At 61.2% G+C, this 15,322-nt stretch carries 14 protein-coding genes and 3 tRNA genes; 10 read left to right on the top strand and 7 right to left on the bottom strand.

Translation table 11 applies throughout. From position 1 onward, the window contains the following. Positions 1-5: 5 nt before the first annotated feature. From pdxJ to AC07V8_RS19745, 8 genes are all read left to right on the top strand, one after another. A complete protein-coding gene (pdxJ, locus tag AC07V8_RS19780; RefSeq protein ID WP_494679417.1) occupies positions 6-779 on the top strand; it encodes a pyridoxine 5'-phosphate synthase in 774 nt (257 codons plus the stop codon). 168 nt (positions 780-947) lie between these two features. Beyond that, positions 948-1,355 (top strand): holo-ACP synthase, encoded by a 408-nt coding sequence (gene acpS, locus AC07V8_RS19775; RefSeq protein ID WP_211473375.1) that lies wholly within the window; start codon positions 948-950, stop codon positions 1,353-1,355. Next, the gene (nagZ, locus tag AC07V8_RS19770) at positions 1,352-2,407 is read left to right on the top strand and encodes a beta-N-acetylhexosaminidase (RefSeq protein ID WP_494679416.1); all 1,056 of its coding nucleotides are present in this window, start codon (positions 1,352-1,354) and stop codon (positions 2,405-2,407) included. Before acpS ends, nagZ begins: the two co-directional genes overlap by 4 nt. Before the next feature lie 14 nt (positions 2,408-2,421). After that, on the top strand, positions 2,422-4,290 hold the full coding sequence (gene uvrC / locus AC07V8_RS19765; RefSeq protein WP_494679415.1) for an excinuclease ABC subunit UvrC: 1,869 nt from the start codon (positions 2,422-2,424) through the stop codon (positions 4,288-4,290). Between the two features lie 175 nt (positions 4,291-4,465). Next, positions 4,466-5,062 carry a CDP-diacylglycerol--glycerol-3-phosphate 3-phosphatidyltransferase gene (pgsA, locus tag AC07V8_RS19760; protein ID WP_494679414.1) on the top strand — a complete coding sequence of 199 codons (597 nt, stop codon included), beginning with the start codon at positions 4,466-4,468 and terminating at the stop codon, positions 5,060-5,062. A 126-nt stretch (positions 5,063-5,188) separates the two neighbouring features. Continuing rightward, positions 5,189-5,264: transfer RNA gene (locus AC07V8_RS19755), tRNA-Gly, on the top strand. Positions 5,265-5,377: 113 nt separating this feature from the next. Continuing rightward, positions 5,378-5,451, top strand: a tRNA-Cys gene (locus AC07V8_RS19750). A 12-nt stretch (positions 5,452-5,463) separates the two neighbouring features. Continuing rightward, positions 5,464-5,539: transfer RNA gene (locus tag AC07V8_RS19745), tRNA-Gly, on the top strand. Positions 5,540-6,093: 554 nt separating this feature from the next. Here the strand turns inward: AC07V8_RS19745 and AC07V8_RS19740 are convergent. Together AC07V8_RS19740 and AC07V8_RS19735 are read right to left on the bottom strand one after the other, a co-directional pair. Then, positions 6,094-8,328 (bottom strand): NADP-dependent isocitrate dehydrogenase, encoded by a 2,235-nt coding sequence (locus AC07V8_RS19740; RefSeq protein WP_494679413.1) that lies wholly within the window; start codon positions 8,326-8,328, stop codon positions 6,094-6,096. A 400-nt stretch (positions 8,329-8,728) separates the two neighbouring features. Beyond that, the gene (locus AC07V8_RS19735; protein ID WP_494679412.1) at positions 8,729-9,595 is read right to left on the bottom strand and encodes a pirin family protein; all 867 of its coding nucleotides are present in this window, start codon (positions 9,593-9,595) and stop codon (positions 8,729-8,731) included. 123 nt (positions 9,596-9,718) lie between these two features. On the opposite strand from AC07V8_RS19735, the gene AC07V8_RS19730 reads away from it, so the two are divergent. Then, positions 9,719-10,624 (top strand): LysR family transcriptional regulator, encoded by a 906-nt coding sequence (locus AC07V8_RS19730; RefSeq protein ID WP_494679411.1) that lies wholly within the window; start codon positions 9,719-9,721, stop codon positions 10,622-10,624. A gap of 12 nt (positions 10,625-10,636) precedes the next feature. Here the strand turns inward: AC07V8_RS19730 and AC07V8_RS19725 are convergent, their stop codons facing one another. After that, the gene (locus AC07V8_RS19725; protein WP_494679410.1) at positions 10,637-11,080 is read right to left on the bottom strand and encodes an Lrp/AsnC family transcriptional regulator; all 444 of its coding nucleotides are present in this window, start codon (positions 11,078-11,080) and stop codon (positions 10,637-10,639) included. Between the two features lie 132 nt (positions 11,081-11,212). On the opposite strand from AC07V8_RS19725, the gene AC07V8_RS19720 reads away from it, so the two are divergent. Further along, positions 11,213-12,118, top strand: coding sequence for a DMT family transporter (locus AC07V8_RS19720; RefSeq protein ID WP_494679409.1), 906 nt, complete (start codon positions 11,213-11,215; stop codon positions 12,116-12,118). A gap of 19 nt (positions 12,119-12,137) precedes the next feature. Here AC07V8_RS19720 and AC07V8_RS19715 read toward each other — a convergent pair whose 3' ends face one another. Genes AC07V8_RS19715 through AC07V8_RS19700 form a run of 4 tightly spaced genes read right to left on the bottom strand, consistent with a single transcriptional unit; the run spans position 12,138 to position 15,058 of the window. Continuing rightward, a complete protein-coding gene (locus tag AC07V8_RS19715; RefSeq protein ID WP_494679408.1) occupies positions 12,138-12,761 on the bottom strand; it encodes a LysR substrate-binding domain-containing protein in 624 nt (207 codons plus the stop codon). 14 nt (positions 12,762-12,775) lie between these two features. Continuing rightward, positions 12,776-13,651: a DMT family transporter gene (locus AC07V8_RS19710; protein WP_494679407.1), complete on the bottom strand. Its 876-nt coding sequence runs from the start codon at positions 13,649-13,651 to the stop codon at positions 12,776-12,778. Continuing rightward, a complete protein-coding gene (locus tag AC07V8_RS19705; RefSeq protein ID WP_494679406.1) occupies positions 13,644-14,459 on the bottom strand; it encodes a DUF2182 domain-containing protein in 816 nt (271 codons plus the stop codon). The genes AC07V8_RS19710 and AC07V8_RS19705 overlap by 8 nt, the downstream gene beginning before the upstream one ends. Next, positions 14,456-15,058, bottom strand: a complete 603-nt coding sequence (locus AC07V8_RS19700; protein WP_494679405.1) for a DUF1326 domain-containing protein — start codon at positions 15,056-15,058, stop codon at positions 14,456-14,458. Before AC07V8_RS19700 ends, AC07V8_RS19705 begins: the two co-directional genes overlap by 4 nt. Positions 15,059-15,322 lie beyond the last annotated feature (264 nt).

Below are 15,322 nucleotides of genomic sequence, written 5' to 3'. Positions count from 1 at the left end.
AACCGATGAGCTATCTCAATCCAACATCGTCGATCATCGACCTTGGCATCAATATCGATCACGTGGCGACGCTGCGCAATGCGCGCGGCACTACTTATCCAGATCCTTTGCGGGCGGCGCTGCTGGCGGAAGAAGCCGGCGCCGACGCCATCACCCTGCATCTGCGCGAAGACCGCCGCCATATCCGCGACGCCGACGTCGAAGCGATTCGTCCGCAACTGCGCACGCGCATGAACCTGGAAGCGGCGGTGACCCAGGAAATGATCGATTTCTCCTGCAAGATCAAGCCGCAGGATTCCTGCCTGGTGCCGGAACGCCGTCATGAGCTGACTACCGAAGGCGGCCTCGACGTGGTGAAATATTTCACCCAGGTGCAGGCCGCGGTGCGCCAGCTGCAAGGCGAGGGCATACGTGTCAGCCTGTTCATCGATCCGGAGGCAGATCAGATCCAGGCCGCCGCCGAAGTCGGCGCGCCGGTGATCGAATTGCACACCGGCCGCTATGCCGAAGCGCATGATGAAGCGGAACAGCGCGCCGAGCTGGAGCGGGTGCAGCGCGCAGTGCAAGAGGGCGTGCGGCGCGGCCTCAAGGTCAATGCCGGCCACGGCCTGCATTACACCAACGCCCAGGCGATCGCGGCGATTCCGGATATCGCCGAACTGAACATCGGCCATGCCATCGTGGCGCATGCGGTGTTCGTCGGCTGGCAGGCAGCGGTCAGTGAAATGAAGGCGTTGATGGTGAAAGCGCGACTAGCGAATTTGGCAAAACCGGATTAAACATGGTGCTAAGCTGACAGAGTCATCTGGGGTCAGAGTTTTTTTACGACGGCTTTATTGTCGTAAATTACTCTGACCCCAGTTAGCTGCATTTGTTGTTAAGCGCGACGAAAAACCGGATTGTAGTTTTGTCGTGTTTTATGAAATTTCAATAGAAAAAAATTCATCATGATCTACGGCATCGGCACCGACATCATCCAGATCCCACGCATCGCGGCGGCGTTGCAGCGTAACGGCGACCGCTTCGCGCAAAAGATCCTGGGACCGCAGGAAATGGAAAAATACCTGCAGCGCAAAGCCAAGGTGGAAGCGCGCGGGATTCGTTTCCTGGCCACCCGCTTCGCCGCCAAGGAAGCGTTTTCCAAGGCGCTCGGGCTGGGCATGAAGATGCCGATGACCTGGCGCGCCATGCAAACCTTGAATGCCCCCAGCGGCAAGCCGATCGTGGTGGTCAATCCGGCGCTGGAAGAATACATGCAACAGAAGGGCTTGACTGCGCAGGTGTCGATCACCGATGAGGTCGAATACGCGGTCGCCTTTGTCATTGTGGAACAAAATCGCGTGGAGCAGAAATGAGTAGTGGCAATCCTGTAGCAAAAACGGCGCTGGGTCCGGTCATGCTGGACGTCGTTGGCACCCGCCTGAGCGCGGACGATATCCGCCGCATCCAGCACCCGCTCACCGGCGGCGTGATCCTGTTTACCCGCAATTACCAGGACCGCGCCCAGCTGTGCGCGCTGACTGCGGCGATCCATGCGGCGCGTCCCGGCATCCTGATTGCGGTCGACCATGAAGGCGGCCGCGTCCAGCGTTTCCGCACTGACGGTTTCACCCGCCTGCCGGCGATGCGCCTGCTCGGGCAGTTGTGGGATAAAGATGTGCTGGCGGCGACCAAGGCCGCCACCGCGGTCGGCTTCGTGCTGGCCAGCGAGCTGCGCGCATGCGGCGTCGACCTGTCGTTTACGCCGGTGCTGGATCTCGATTACGGCGATTCCACCGTCATCGGCGAACGCGCTTTCCACCGCGATGCGCGCGTGGTGACGCTGCTGGCGAAAAGCCTGAACCACGGCCTGGCGCTGGCCGGCATGGCGAACTGCGGCAAGCATTTCCCCGGCCATGGTTTTGTCGAAGGCGATTCGCATCTGTCGCTGCCGATCGACGAACGCAGCCTGGCGCAGATCATGGAAGAGGACGTCAAGCCCTACGACTGGCTCGGCATGAGCCTGGCGGCGGTGATGCCGGCGCACGTGATCTATTCCAAGGTGGACCAGCACTCGGCCGGGTTTTCAAAAAAATGGCTGAACATCCTGCGCCAGGATGTCGGTTTCGGCGGCGTGATTTTCAGCGACGACCTCAGCATGCAGGCAGCCAGTTCCGCCGGCGGCGTGCTGGACGGCGCCAAGGCGGCATTGGCAGCCGGCTGCGATGTGGTCCTGATCTGCAATTCGCCGGACAAGGCGGACCAGCTACTGAGCGGACTAGAGATCGCCGTCGACGCCCATGCCGTTGCGTCGAGCGCGCGCCTCGCGACACTGCTGCCGCAAAGCGCCGCGCTGGACTGGGAAGCGTTGCAAGCGGATAGCCGCTACCAGAGCGCCAGGTCGCTCGCGCACTCCTTGCTGGCCTGAATGAACACGCAGCCATGAGCGAAACTGAAACACCCGATCCGCGCGCGCTGGTGCTGGAAACCGTCGCCAAGCTGCCGAACCTGCCCGGCGTCTACCGCTATTTCGACGCCGCCGACAATATCCTGTATGTCGGCAAGGCGCGCGACCTGAAGAAGCGCGTCTCGAGCTATTTCCAGAAGAACCTGGCCAGTCCGCGCACCGCCATGATGGTGGAACGCATCGCGCGGCTGGAGACCACGGTGACGCGCAGCGAAGCCGAGGCGCTGATCCTGGAAAGCAATCTGATCAAGTCGCTGCAGCCGCGCTACAACATCCTGTTCCGCGACGATAAGTCCTATCCCTACCTGAAGATCAGCAACCAGGAATATCCGCGCATGGCCTACTACCGCGGCGCGGTCGACAAGAAGAACCAGTACTTCGGTCCGTTTCCGAATGCCTGGGCGGTCAAGGAATCGATGCAGATCCTGCAGAAGGTATTCCTGCTGCGCACCTGCGAAGACAGCGTGTTCGCCAACCGTACGCGGCCCTGCCTGCTGCATCAGATCCAGCGCTGCAGCGCGCCCTGCGTCAAGCTGGTCAGCCATGAAGACTACCAGACCGATGTCGACAATGCCGCCAAGTTCCTGCGCGGCCGCCAGACTGAAGTGCTGTCCGCGCTTGAGCAAAAGATGCATGCCTATGCCGCCGAACTCAAATTCGAGCAGGCGGCCGGCGTGCGCAACCAGATCACTTCGCTGTCGCGCGTGCTGCACCAGCAAAGCATGGAAACCGTGGGCGACAGCGATATCGACATCATCGCCGTCATCGTCCAGGGCGGGCGCGCCTGCGTCAACCTGGCGATGGTGCGCGGCGGCCGCCACCTGGGCGACCGCGCGTATTTCCCCAGCCATGTCGACGGCGCCTTGTCCAATCCGGAAGAGCTTGCCAGCGAGTCTATCGAGGCGGCGGTGCTGAAGGCTTTCCTGGCGCAGCACTATATCGACATGTTCATTCCCGGCATCCTGATCCTCAACACCGAGTTCGATGAACCGGCGCTGATGGTGGCGTTGATGGAGCAATGCGGCCACCGCATCAACCTGCTGTTTCAGCCGCAGGGCCAGCGCCGCCAGTGGCTGGAAATGGCGCACAAGGGCGCCGAGATTTCGCTTGCGCGGCTATTGTCGGAGCAGGGCTCGCAGCAAGCCAGGACGCGCGCTCTGGTCGAAGTGCTCGGGCTTGAAGTGGAAGATATCGACGGCTTGCGCGCGGAGTGTTTCGACATCAGCCACACCTCGGGCGAAGCGACCCAGGCCTCTTGCGTGGTGTTCCATCACCATGCGATGCAGAATGGCGAATACCGCCGTTACAACATCAAGGACATCACGCCCGGCGACGATTACGCGGCGATGCGCCAGGTGCTGATGCGCCGCTACGAAAAAGTGGCGAACGGTGACGGCGTCATGCCGGATATCGTGCTGATCGATGGCGGCAAGGGCCAGGTGGAAATGGCGCGCCAGGTGCTGGCCGAACTGGGCCTGGACATCAGCCTGATCGTCGGCGTGGCCAAAGGTGAGGGGCGCAAGGTCGGCCTGGAAACCCTGATCTTTGCCGACGGCCGCGCGGCGCGCGAGCTGGGCAAGGAGTCTGCAGCCCTGATGCTGATCGCGCAGATCCGCGACGAGGCGCACCGCTTCGCCATCACCGGCATGCGCGCCAAGCGCGCCAAGGCGCGCCAGAGCTCGCGGCTGGAAGAGATTGAAGGCATCGGCGCCAAACGCCGCCAGAAACTGCTGGCGCGCTTTGGCGGCCTGCGCGGCGTGGCCGACGCCAGCATCGAGGATATCGCCTCGGTGGACGGCATTTCGCGCCAGCTGGCGGAGGAAATCTACCGCCAGCTGCATTGACGCTGGCGCCGGATATTTACCTTGGAGGCATCGTGCAAATCAAGTTTTAATCGGCCATGTGTTGCAATTGAAGCGCTACTTGTTGCTTTTGCAGGATTTATTTCCCAACAGCTCCATACTCCTAGATAATTAGCGCAGCGGCTTCCTTACCAATAAAACTATTTATGCCTTATTTATGCCATTCAATATTCCGATTTTACTGACCTGGCTGCGGGTTGCACTGATCCCGCTGGTGGTCGGCGTTTTCTATCTTCCTGATCTCGGTTTTACGACATTGCAGCTAGGCCTTGCTTCGACCATCATCTTTATCGTCGCCGCTGTCACCGACTGGTTCGACGGTTTCCTGGCGCGCCGCTGGAACCAGACCTCGGCCTTCGGCGCCTTCCTCGATCCGGTCGCGGACAAGCTGATGGTGGCCGGCGCCTTGCTGGTGCTGGTGCATCTGGGGCGGGTCGATCCGATCATCGCTTTCGTCATCATCGGCCGCGAGATTGCGATCAGCGCCTTGCGTGAATGGATGGCGCAGATCGGCGCCTCGAAATCGGTGGCGGTCAGCTCCATCGGTAAAATTAAAACCACCGCACAGATGGTAGCAATCCCAATGTTGTTGTATTATGGCGATCTGTTTGGCATCAACACTCGTTTCTGGGGACAGGTGCTTTTGCTGATTGCGGCGGTGCTCACGGTTTGGTCGATGTTTTACTATTTGCGTAAAGCTTGGCCGCTGATTAAAGAAAGCACAGCAGTAAGCAGCGAAAACAACAAGCAGTGAAGTAAAAGTCGGTGATTTGAAAAAAGTTGGTGAAAAAATTCAAATTTCATTGACAAACTCTGTAGATCAACTATAATGTCGTCTCTGTAGTTGATGCGGAAATGGCGTAGTAAAAAGAAACAAAATGCGGGAGTAGCTCAGTTGGTAGAGCGCAACCTTGCCAAGGTTGAGGTCGAGAGTTCGAGCCTCTTCTCCCGCTCCAGATTCAAAAAAAGGAAGCTGGTAAAGCTTCCTTTTTTTATTAAGCTTGAACGAGATATTGGTTGTAGAAGGTGATACACCGATATTGATTTAGTATTTTGGCGCAACACCCCTGGCGGGGTAGCAAAGTGGTTATGCAGCGGCCTGCAAAGCCGTTTACGCCGGTTCGATCCCGACCCCCGCCTCCAAAAACTCCTTACGCGGGAGTAGCTCAGTTGGTAGAGCGCAACCTTGCCAAGGTTGAGGTCGAGAGTTCGAGCCTCTTCTCCCGCTCCAAATGCCAGGCCAGGAAGGTTCTTACCTTCCTGGTCGGTTCAGTAAGAAAATCCCACCTTGATTTTTCTCCTGATGTGCAACGTGGTGTTTTCACGTCTGCATGATTTCCATGGAGTTGCCGCTATCGCGGCCTTGTCGTTCTCCTCGCAGGAACCGATACAAGAGTTGATTCACCTTTCGCCGGAGCCACTTTCCAGATAGGACTGGGTTTCGGGAGTCTTCTCCTTTATCGGTATGGATGCTGCCGTCGGCAGCATTGTTTGAGCGTCGCTGCTTTCCTTGCAGGAGCCGATAAACGAGTTGATTCACCTTTCGCCGGGGCCACTTTCCAGATAGGACTGGGTTCCGGGAGTCATCTCCTTTATCGGTAAAGATGCCGTCATTGGCGGCACATCGTTAAAGGCAGCACATCACTCATTAGCCGGATACAAAAAAACGCCCCGTTTGCTCACGCGAACGGGGCGTTTTTCATACGTGCCGGATTTGCATCCGGCGACCGCGGCTTGCCGGCATGGATCCGCCGCACTGCGCAGATCCGTCTGCCGGCTTTACCTTCAGACGCGCGCAGCGCTCAGCGCAGCATTGAAGGTCGCGCTTGGGCACATGATGGCTTCCATCTTCTTCGGGTCGGGCAGGAAATAACCGCCGATATCCACTGCATGGCCTTGCACATCCTTGAGTTCGGCGGCGATCTTTTGCTCGTTCTCGGTCAGGGTCTTGGCCAGGACGGCGAAATGCGCCTGCAGTTCCTTGTCTTCGGTCTGTGCCGCCAGCGCCTGCGCCCAGTACAGGGCCAGGTAGAACTGGCTGCCGCGGTTGTCCAGCTCGCCGGTGCGCGGCGATGGCGACTGGTTGTTGTCGAGCAGTTTGCCGGTGGCGTCGTCCAGGGTTTTCGCCAGGATCTTGGCCTTGTTGTTGCCAGTCTTGATGCCCATGTCTTCCAGCGATACCGCCAGCGCCAGGAACTCGCCCAGGGAATCCCAGCGCAAGTGGTTTTCTTCCACCAGCTGCTTGACGTGCTTAGGCGCGGAGCCGCCGGCGCCGGTTTCAAACATGCCGCCGCCGGCCATCAGCGGGACGATCGACAGCATCTTGGCGCTGGTGCCCAGTTCCATGATCGGGAACAGGTCGGTCAGGTAGTCGCGCAGGATGTTGCCGGTGACCGAGATGGTGTCCTTGCCGCGGATCACGCGTTCCAGCGTGTAGCGCATGGCGCGCACTTGCGACATGATCTGGATGTCGAGGCCCGTCAGGTCGTATTCCTTCAGGTAGGCCCGGACTTTCTTGATCAGCTCGGCTTCGTGCGGACGGTACTCGTCCAGCCAGAAAATCGCAGGCATGCCCGACAGGCGCGCGCGGTTCACCGCCAGCTTGACCCAGTCGCGGATCGGCTCGTCCTTGACCTGGCACATGCGCCAGATGTCGCCTTCTTCAACGTTCTGTTCCAGCAGTACGCTGCCGTCGAGCTTGACGATGCGCGCCACGCCGTCGGCCGGCACTTCAAAAGTCTTGTCGTGCGAACCGTATTCTTCCGCCTTCTGCGCCATCAGGCCGACGTTCGGCACGGTGCCCATGGTGGTCGGATCGAAAGCGCCGTTGGTCTTGCAGAAGTTGATCATCTCTTGATAGATGCGGGCGAAAGTGCTTTCCGGGATCACCGCCTTGGTGTCCTTCGGACGGCCGTCGGCGCCCCACATCTTGCCGCCGAGGCGGATCATCGCAGGCATCGAAGCGTCGACGATGACGTCGTTCGGCGCGTGCAGGTTGGAGATGCCCTTGGCCGAATCGACCATCGCCAGTTCCGGACGGTGTTCGTGGCAGGCGTGCAGATCCTTGATCACTTCATCGCGCTTGGATTCCGGCAGGGTGGCGATCTTTTCGTAGACGCTGGAGAGGCCGTTGTTGGCGTTCACGCCGAGTTCTTCGAACAGCTTGCCGTGCTTGGCGAAGGCTTCCTTGTAGAAGATCTTCACGGCGTGGCCGAACACGATAGGGTGCGACACCTTCATCATGGTCGCCTTGACGTGCAGCGACAGCATGACGCCGGTTTCGCGCGCATCTTCCATCTGTTCTTCGTAGAAGGCGCACAGGGCCTTCTTGCTCATGAACATGCTGTCGATGATTTCGCCGGCCAGCAGCGATACCTTGTTCTTCAGGACGACGGTTTCGCCGGCCTTGGTCACCAGTTCCATGCGGACGTCGCAGGCTTCGGCCAGCGTCATGCATTTTTCGCTGGCGTAGAAATCGCCGCCGTGCATGTGCGAGACGTGGGTGCGCGAAGCCGGGCTCCACTTGGACATCGAGTGCGGGTGCTTGCGGGCGTAGCGCTTGACGGCGGCCGGTGCGCGGCGGTCGGAATTGCCTTCGCGCAGGACCGGGTTGACGGCGCTGCCGATGATCTTCGAATAGCGCTTCTGGATCGCCTTGTCTTCATCCGACTTCGGATCTTCCGGGAAATCAGGGATGTTGTAGCCGCCGGCCTGCAGTTCGCGGATCGCCGCGATCAGTTGCGGCACCGAGGCGCTGATGTTAGGCAGCTTGATGATGTTGGTTTCCGGGAGCTGGGTCAGGCGGCCCAGTTCAGCCAGGTTGTCCGGCACTTTCTGCTCAGGCTTGAGGTTGTCGGAGAATTCGGCAAGAATCCGCGCTGCCACCGAAATATCACTCTTGACGACATCGATACCTGCCGGTGCAGCGAAAGTCTTGATGATAGGCAGGAAGGAAGCGGTCGCCAGCAGCGGCGCCTCGTCGGTCAGGGTGTAGATGATGGTCGATTTACTTGCAGTCACTGTAACTCTCCTAGCGGTTGATGCGTTGGTCGGTGCCGCCACATGATATTGGTGTTTGCTTTCACCAAGCTTAAGGGCGCGCTGAATTAGTTTTCAGATTGCTAATTTTGATGGGCAATGCTTGCCTGGATGACGGTTGCTTCCATCCCAAGGGATGAAATTTCATCTCAAAGGATGAAGTTTATTCGCAGTTGGGTTTTAGCACCAACAAAATGTTAGCGATAGCCATGCATTGGCGGGTTGGCAATGCATGTTGCACCGGAGTGGGGCATGGAGGCGTCTTGCGCTTGCCGGGAAGTGCCATTGTGGCAATGGTTTTCGCGGGTCAGGCGGGATTAAAAAAAATCCTGGCGGCCAGAAAGGCCGACAGGATATTGCTTACAACATGCGAGCCAGCTGATTATTGCGGCGCCGGCACAAACCGCCCATTCTTGAAGTCCGTAAAGGCCTGGACGATTTCTTCCTCGCTGTTCATCACGAACGGACCATGGCCGACGATAGGCTCATCGATAGGCTCGCCGCTCAGCAGCAGCACCACAGCGTCGTTGTTGGCCTCCAGCGCGACCTTGCTGCCGCTGGCGTCCAGCAGGACCATCTGCGATTCGCGGCTGACGGTTTCGCCGTTCACCAGCACCGTGCCGCGCAGCACGATCAGCGCCGAGTTCCAGCCGTCCGGCAGCGTCAGTTCCGTCACGCCGTTCTGCGCCAGCCGCAGATCCCACACGTTCATCGGGCTGAAGGTATGCGCAGGCCCGGCATGGCCGTCGAAACTGCCGGCGATCACGCGCACTGTGCCGGCCTGGTCCGGCAAAGCCACTACCGGGATGTCGGCGTTGCGGATGGCTTGGTAGCCAGGCGCCGTCATCTTGTGCTTGGCCGGCAGGTTGACCCACAGCTGCACCATTTCCATGGCGCCGCCGCTGCGGGTGAACGCTTCCGAGTGAAACTCTTCGTGCAGGATGCCCGCGCCGGCGGTCATCCACTGCACATCGCCGGGACCGATCAGGCCGCCCTGGCCGGTTGAATCGCGATGCGCCACTTCGCCCTTGTAGACGATGGTCACGGTTTCAAAGCCGCGATGCGGATGCTGGCCGACGCCGCGCGGTTTCTTGGCCGGATTGAAATCGATAGGTCCGGCGTGATCCAGCAGCAGGAACGGGCTCAACTGCTTGCCGTGGCTGTCATAGGAAAACATCGAACGCACCGGAAAACCGTCGCCAACCCAGTGTGGACGAGGTGCGCTATAGACGCCGAGGACTTTTTTCATTTCCATCTCCTTGCAAAGGTTGCAAAAATTGTTGATGCAGGAATGATAGGACAGGAACGATGGTGGCGGTAGAGTGTAAAATTCATCTTCAGTGTTCCATATTGTGAACAATGAAGGAGTCGGATGCAGGATCTGAACGACCTCTACTACTATGCCCAGGTAGTCGAACATGGCGGCTTCGCCCCGGCCGGGCGGGCGCTCGGCATGCCCAAGTCCAAGCTCAGCCGCCGCGTCGCGTTGCTGGAAGAACGGCTCGGCGTGCGGCTGCTGCAACGTACCACGCGTCACTTTTCAGTGACGGAAGTCGGCCAGACTTACTACGAGCATTGCAAGGCGATGCTGGTGGAAGCCGAGTGCGCCCAGGATGCGATCGACGTTACCCGCGCCGAGCCGCGCGGCATCGTCCGCATCAGTTGCCCGGTCACTTTGCTGCAGGCGAATGTCAGCGTCATGCTGGCTGATTTCATGGTCAGCCATCCGCGCGTCACGCTACATCTGGAAGCCACCAATCGCCGCGTCGACCTGGTGGCGGAAGCGATCGATATCGCGATCCGTGTGCGGCCGCCGCCGCTGGCCGACAGCGACCTGGTGCTGCGGGTGCTGGCCGAACGCGGCCAGTGCCTGGTCGCCAGCCGCCTGCTGTGCGCTGGGCGCGCATTGCCGCGTGCGCCGGCCGACCTGAACGACTGGCCGAGCCTGGCGCTGGGCGCGCCGCAGCAGGTCCATGTCTGGAACCTGCTCGGCCCGGACGGCGCGCAAGCCAGCGTGCATCACACGCCGCGCTTCCTCAGCGGCGACATGATCGCCCTGCGCGATGCGGCGCGGGCCGGGGTCGGCATCGTGCAGCTGCCGAGCATGATGGTGCGCGAACAGCTGGCGGATGGCAGTCTGCTGCGCCTGTTGCCCGCCTGGGCGCCGCGCAAGGACATCATCCACGTGGTGTTTCCGTCGCGCCGCGGCTTGCTGCCGTCGGTGCGCAGCCTGGTGGATTATCTGGCGCAGCGCTTCGAGGCGCTCAGCGACGAGTAAAAAACAGGGCGCTCAGGCCAGCCCGAACGGCGGCGGCCGGCGCTTGATCGGCTGCGCCTTGACGATGGCGGTATTGGTCTCGGCCTTGTCGGCGATGCGGTCGATGATCTGGTCGAGCTGGGCTATCGAACGGACGAACAGGCGGGCGATGAAGCAATCCTCGCCGGTCACCTTGTCGCACTCGCAGAACTCGGGCGTCTGCTCGATCAGCTTCTGCACCATCAGCAGCTTGCCGGGCAAGGGGCGGATGCGGACGATGGCTTGCAGCTGGTAGCCCAGCGCCTGCGGATCGATATCGATGGTGAAGGCGCGGATGACGCCGCGCTCTTCCAGGCGCTGCAAGCGCTCCGAGACGCTGGGAGAGGACAGGCCGACTTGCGCGGCCAGGTCTTTCAGCGAAATGCGCGCATCGCCCTGCAGTATTTCCAGGATGCGCCGGTCTATATTGTTCAGCATTTTCGATTCCTCAGAAAATCATCGATGTCGCCTTATATAGTAAGGCATATCATACAAAAATCCTTTCGCTTGGCATGGAAAACCCGTTGCTTAAATGCGATTATCAAGGCCTGACGATTTTCGGGGCGAGGCATGGACAAGAAGGTGAGCGGCACTATCGAGATGACGGCGGCCATGGTGATTTCAGGGACCATAGGCTGGTTTGTCGTAGTCTCCGGCCAGCCGGTGCTGGACGTGGTGTTCTGGCGCTGCGTGTTCGGCGCGGCGACGCTGCTGGCGGTGTGCGCGGCGCTGGGGCTGCTGCGCGGCGCCTTCAACTGGCGCCTGCTGGCCCTTGCCGCGCTCGGCGGCGTGGCGATCGTGCTCAACTGGCTGCTGCTGTTCGGCTCCTATTCGCGCGCATCGATTGCGATTTCCACCGCGGTGTATAACACCCAGCCTTTCATGCTGGTGGCGCTCGGCGCCGTGTTTTTCTCGGAACGCCTGACCGTCGCCAAGCTGACCTGGCTGGCGCTGGCCTTTATCGGCATGCTGCTGATCGTACAAGCCAAGCCGGAAGCTGCCGGCGGCGGCAGCAATTATTTTGCCGGCATCGTGATGGCGCTGGGCGCGGCGTTCTGCTATGCCGTCGCCGCCATCATCACCAAGAAACTGGCCGGCACGCCGCCGCACCTGATCGCCCTGGTCCAGGTCTGCGTCGGCATCCTGATGCTGGCGCCGTTCGCGCATTTGTCGACGCTGCCGGCCGGCGTCCACGCCTGGAGCATACTGCTGACGGTGGGGGTGGTGCATACCGGGCTGATGTATATCCTGCTGTACGGCGCGATCCAGAAATTGCCGACCCATCTGACCGGTTCGCTGTCCTTCATCTATCCTATCGTCGCCATCCTGGTCGACTACCTGGCTTTCGGCCACCGGCTGCAACTGAGCCAGTTGCTGGGCGCCGCCGCCATCCTGGTCGCCGCTGCGGGCATGAATCTCGGCTGGTCCTTGTGGAAACCGAAGCTGCAGGTCGAGGATTCCCGCACGCTGCGCTGAGGCCCAGCGCAGCGTGCCGTCAACTCATGCGCGCATCGGGAAAGCGTTCCAGCAGCAGGTCGGAGAAGGCCCGCAACCGGCTGCTGACATGCCGCCGCGACGGGTACAGCAGCCAGATCGCCACTTCGGTATCGGCCAGCGAACCGATCTCGCGCAACCGTCCATCCTGCAATTCCTGCCGTATCAATGAGGGCGGCAAGATGCCCGCGCCGGCGCCGGCCAGCACGGCGTCGCGGATCATGAGCGGCGACGACAGCGCCAGCACCGTTGCCGTCTGCAGCTTCACTTTTCGGCCATCCTGCAGAATGGCCAGCTGCGTCTTGTCTGCGCGCTGCGGCAGGCAGACCAGCGGCAGCGGCCGGGCGCTGTCCAACTGGCTGGCGGCGCTGCCGACCACCAGCATCTGACGTTCGCGCAGAAAGCAGCGACCGATATAGTCCGCGTCTTCTTGCGGCCTGATCCGCAACGGCTGGCGGAAATTACCGCGCTGCTGCTGCGCGGGGAAGTCGGGGCCGAGGTGGCGGGCCTGTTCCAACTCGATAGCGTGCGCGAAGCGATTGACTACGGCCATGCCGGCCAAGGCCGGGGCAAAGCCGTGATTGAGTTCTGATCTTGCGCGGTAGTGCAAGATGAGCGGCGCCATCTTTTCGATGACCGTTACCGGCGCGGCTTCTTCTGCCTGCTGGCCAGCACCAGCGCAATGCCGCCAAGGATTGCCACGGAGGCAGCCGCCAGGCGCGGCGTGATTGCTTCCGACAGGAAGGCCACGCCGCCGAATGCGGCGATGAGCGGCACCGACAGCTGCACCGTGGCCGCGCGCATGGCGGAAAGCTTGCTCAGCGCGGCATACCAGATGACATACCCGAGACCGGAGGTGAGCGCGCCGGAGGCAATCGCCAGGACCACTCCGGCCGCATTCGCGTAAGCATTGGCGACGGAGAGCAAGCTCAGCACCAGGGCCAGCGGCGCCGCCCGCGCGAAGTTGCCCGCGGTGGCGGCCAGCGGATCGGGCACGCCGCGGCCGCGCAGCGAGTACACGCCCCAGGCCACGCCGGCAACCGCCATCAGCGCAGCGCCAAGGAGCGGCGGCGCAGCGACGCCCGGCGACACCAGATAGACCAGACCCGCGACAGCCAGCGCCAGGCCCAGCCATGCGATGGCGCCGAACATTTCACCCGAGCGCAAGCCGACGATGAACATCGTCAATTGCACCGCGCCGAACAGAATCAAGGCGCCGGTACCTGCGGGCAAGCTGAGATACGCGAAGGAAAACAATGCGACATAGGCAAACAGCATGGCGGCGGCGAGCCAGTCGGCATGGCGGGGCAAGGAGCGAGCGGCCCTGAAGCGCACGATCGCGGCCAGCGTGATCGCTCCGGAAACCAGCCTGATGCTGGCAAAGCTGGCCGGATCGATGCCTCCTTGCTGCAGCGCCAGCCGGCACAGCAGGGAATTGGCCGCGAAGGCGAGCATCGCCGCCGCAGTGAGGATGATCGTCTGCAAGGCGGACAGGCTGTCGCGTTCTTTAGGCATGGATAGCCACCAGGACCACAGCCCAGGACAGCAGCGCGACACCGAGCGGCGCGCTGAGACGCCGGCCCCAGCGCACATTCTTTTCGATCGCCATCGCGGCCGCCAGCAGGAGCATCCAGCCGAGGCTGCCGGCGCCGAGCGCGAACATCAACAGCATCAGCGCCCAGCAGCAGCCGACGCAGAACAGGCCGTGCTGCAGGCCAAGCATAAACGCGTGCCGCGCTTGCGCCTGCCCGCGCCAGCGTTCGATCACGAAACTCAAGGGCGTACGGCACTTTTCCAGGCAGCGGTATTTGAGCGAACTGAACTGAAAGGCGCCGGCCAGCGCAATGGTGGCTGCGCCGATCAGCCAGCCATGCCAAGCCAATGCGGGTATGCTGGCGAGCGCGAACAGCAGTGCGCTATGCAGCGCGTGCGCCAGCAGCCCGAATGCGCCCCACACCGTCATGTAGCCCAGCCCGAGCAGCATCAGCAGCCGCCCATGGTCCGGACGCCGTACCGTCAGCCGGTCGAAGGTGTTAAACAAGGGCAAGGTGGTTGGCAGCATCATGGCTGCCGTCATGAGTATCCAGGCAGCGGCGTAGAGCGCCATCGGCACGACCACGGCGCCGGCGGGAACGACGCGGCATAGAAACGCCGCCGGTCCCGAAGCGGTCCAGTCGCCGTGCTCAAGATAACGTCCGTACGGACTGCGCGCCCATGCCCATAGCGTCAGCCACGCCAACCCGATCAACGCCGCCAGGACCGGCAGGAACACTCGCTGGCGACGGGCGTTGCCAGGCGGCAGCGGGCCTGCCGAAGCGTTCATGCGTCGAAGACGAAGATGCTCTGCAAGGCGTTGTGGTTCTTGATGTTGAGATCGATGCCGAGGGCCGCGTTCTTGGAGCGATAGACCGGCGCCTTGCCGACAAACACCGGCGCTCCCGGCACCGTCGAGAACACAGTGTCGGAAAGGGTAGTCTGGCCGCCGGTCGCACCGAGATAGGGCTCGAGTTCGGCGTAGTAGTTGTTGCCGATTGTGAGTTCACCCTTGCCGGCATTCACGTTGAAGCGTATCGGCGCCCGCTCTACCGACACCACCTCGCCGATCAATGCGGCGAGCTCGGCGACCGGTCCGCCGGCTTGGCCTGTGTAGACCTTCAGCAGCGCCTCTTCCTGCGCTTTGGAGGCCTGGTCGTCGACGTAGATGGCGGCAGTCCAGTTGCCTAGCAGAATATTGCCGGGCACATGCGCCACGGCCGCGATGGTGTTGCCGCCCACATCGACGCCGTCGACCATTCCCTTGTCTATGCGCCAGGCGACGATAGTGTCGCAGGTGCCGTTGTCGGGATCCTCACCGATCCAGCAGGGACACAAGACATTGCAATTGCAAACCTCAAGCAGACGACCTTCCAGGTGATAGCTCATACCAACCTCCGCAGCAGCTGCACGAACACGGGCTTGTCGCCGCAGCTCACAGCGGCAAGGAATAAATCATTCTAGGTTGCGTGGCGGGGCAATTCAAGCCCGATGACGGCCAGGAAAACCGCCGTGCGAGGCTGCTTTTTTCTTTGATTGAAATCCTGCAGGCGGTGCCATTTTTACTGATTTATCTTCTTTGCCAGCAAGCTTGTCCGGTTGCAATCCAACGCTGAGACAAACTGCGCGGCGGCATTGAATTCAGGGAAAACA

Source organism: Collimonas sp. GW821-FHT02H07 (assembly GCF_059421505.1).
This window is presented reverse-complemented; position numbering and strand designations above follow the sequence as displayed.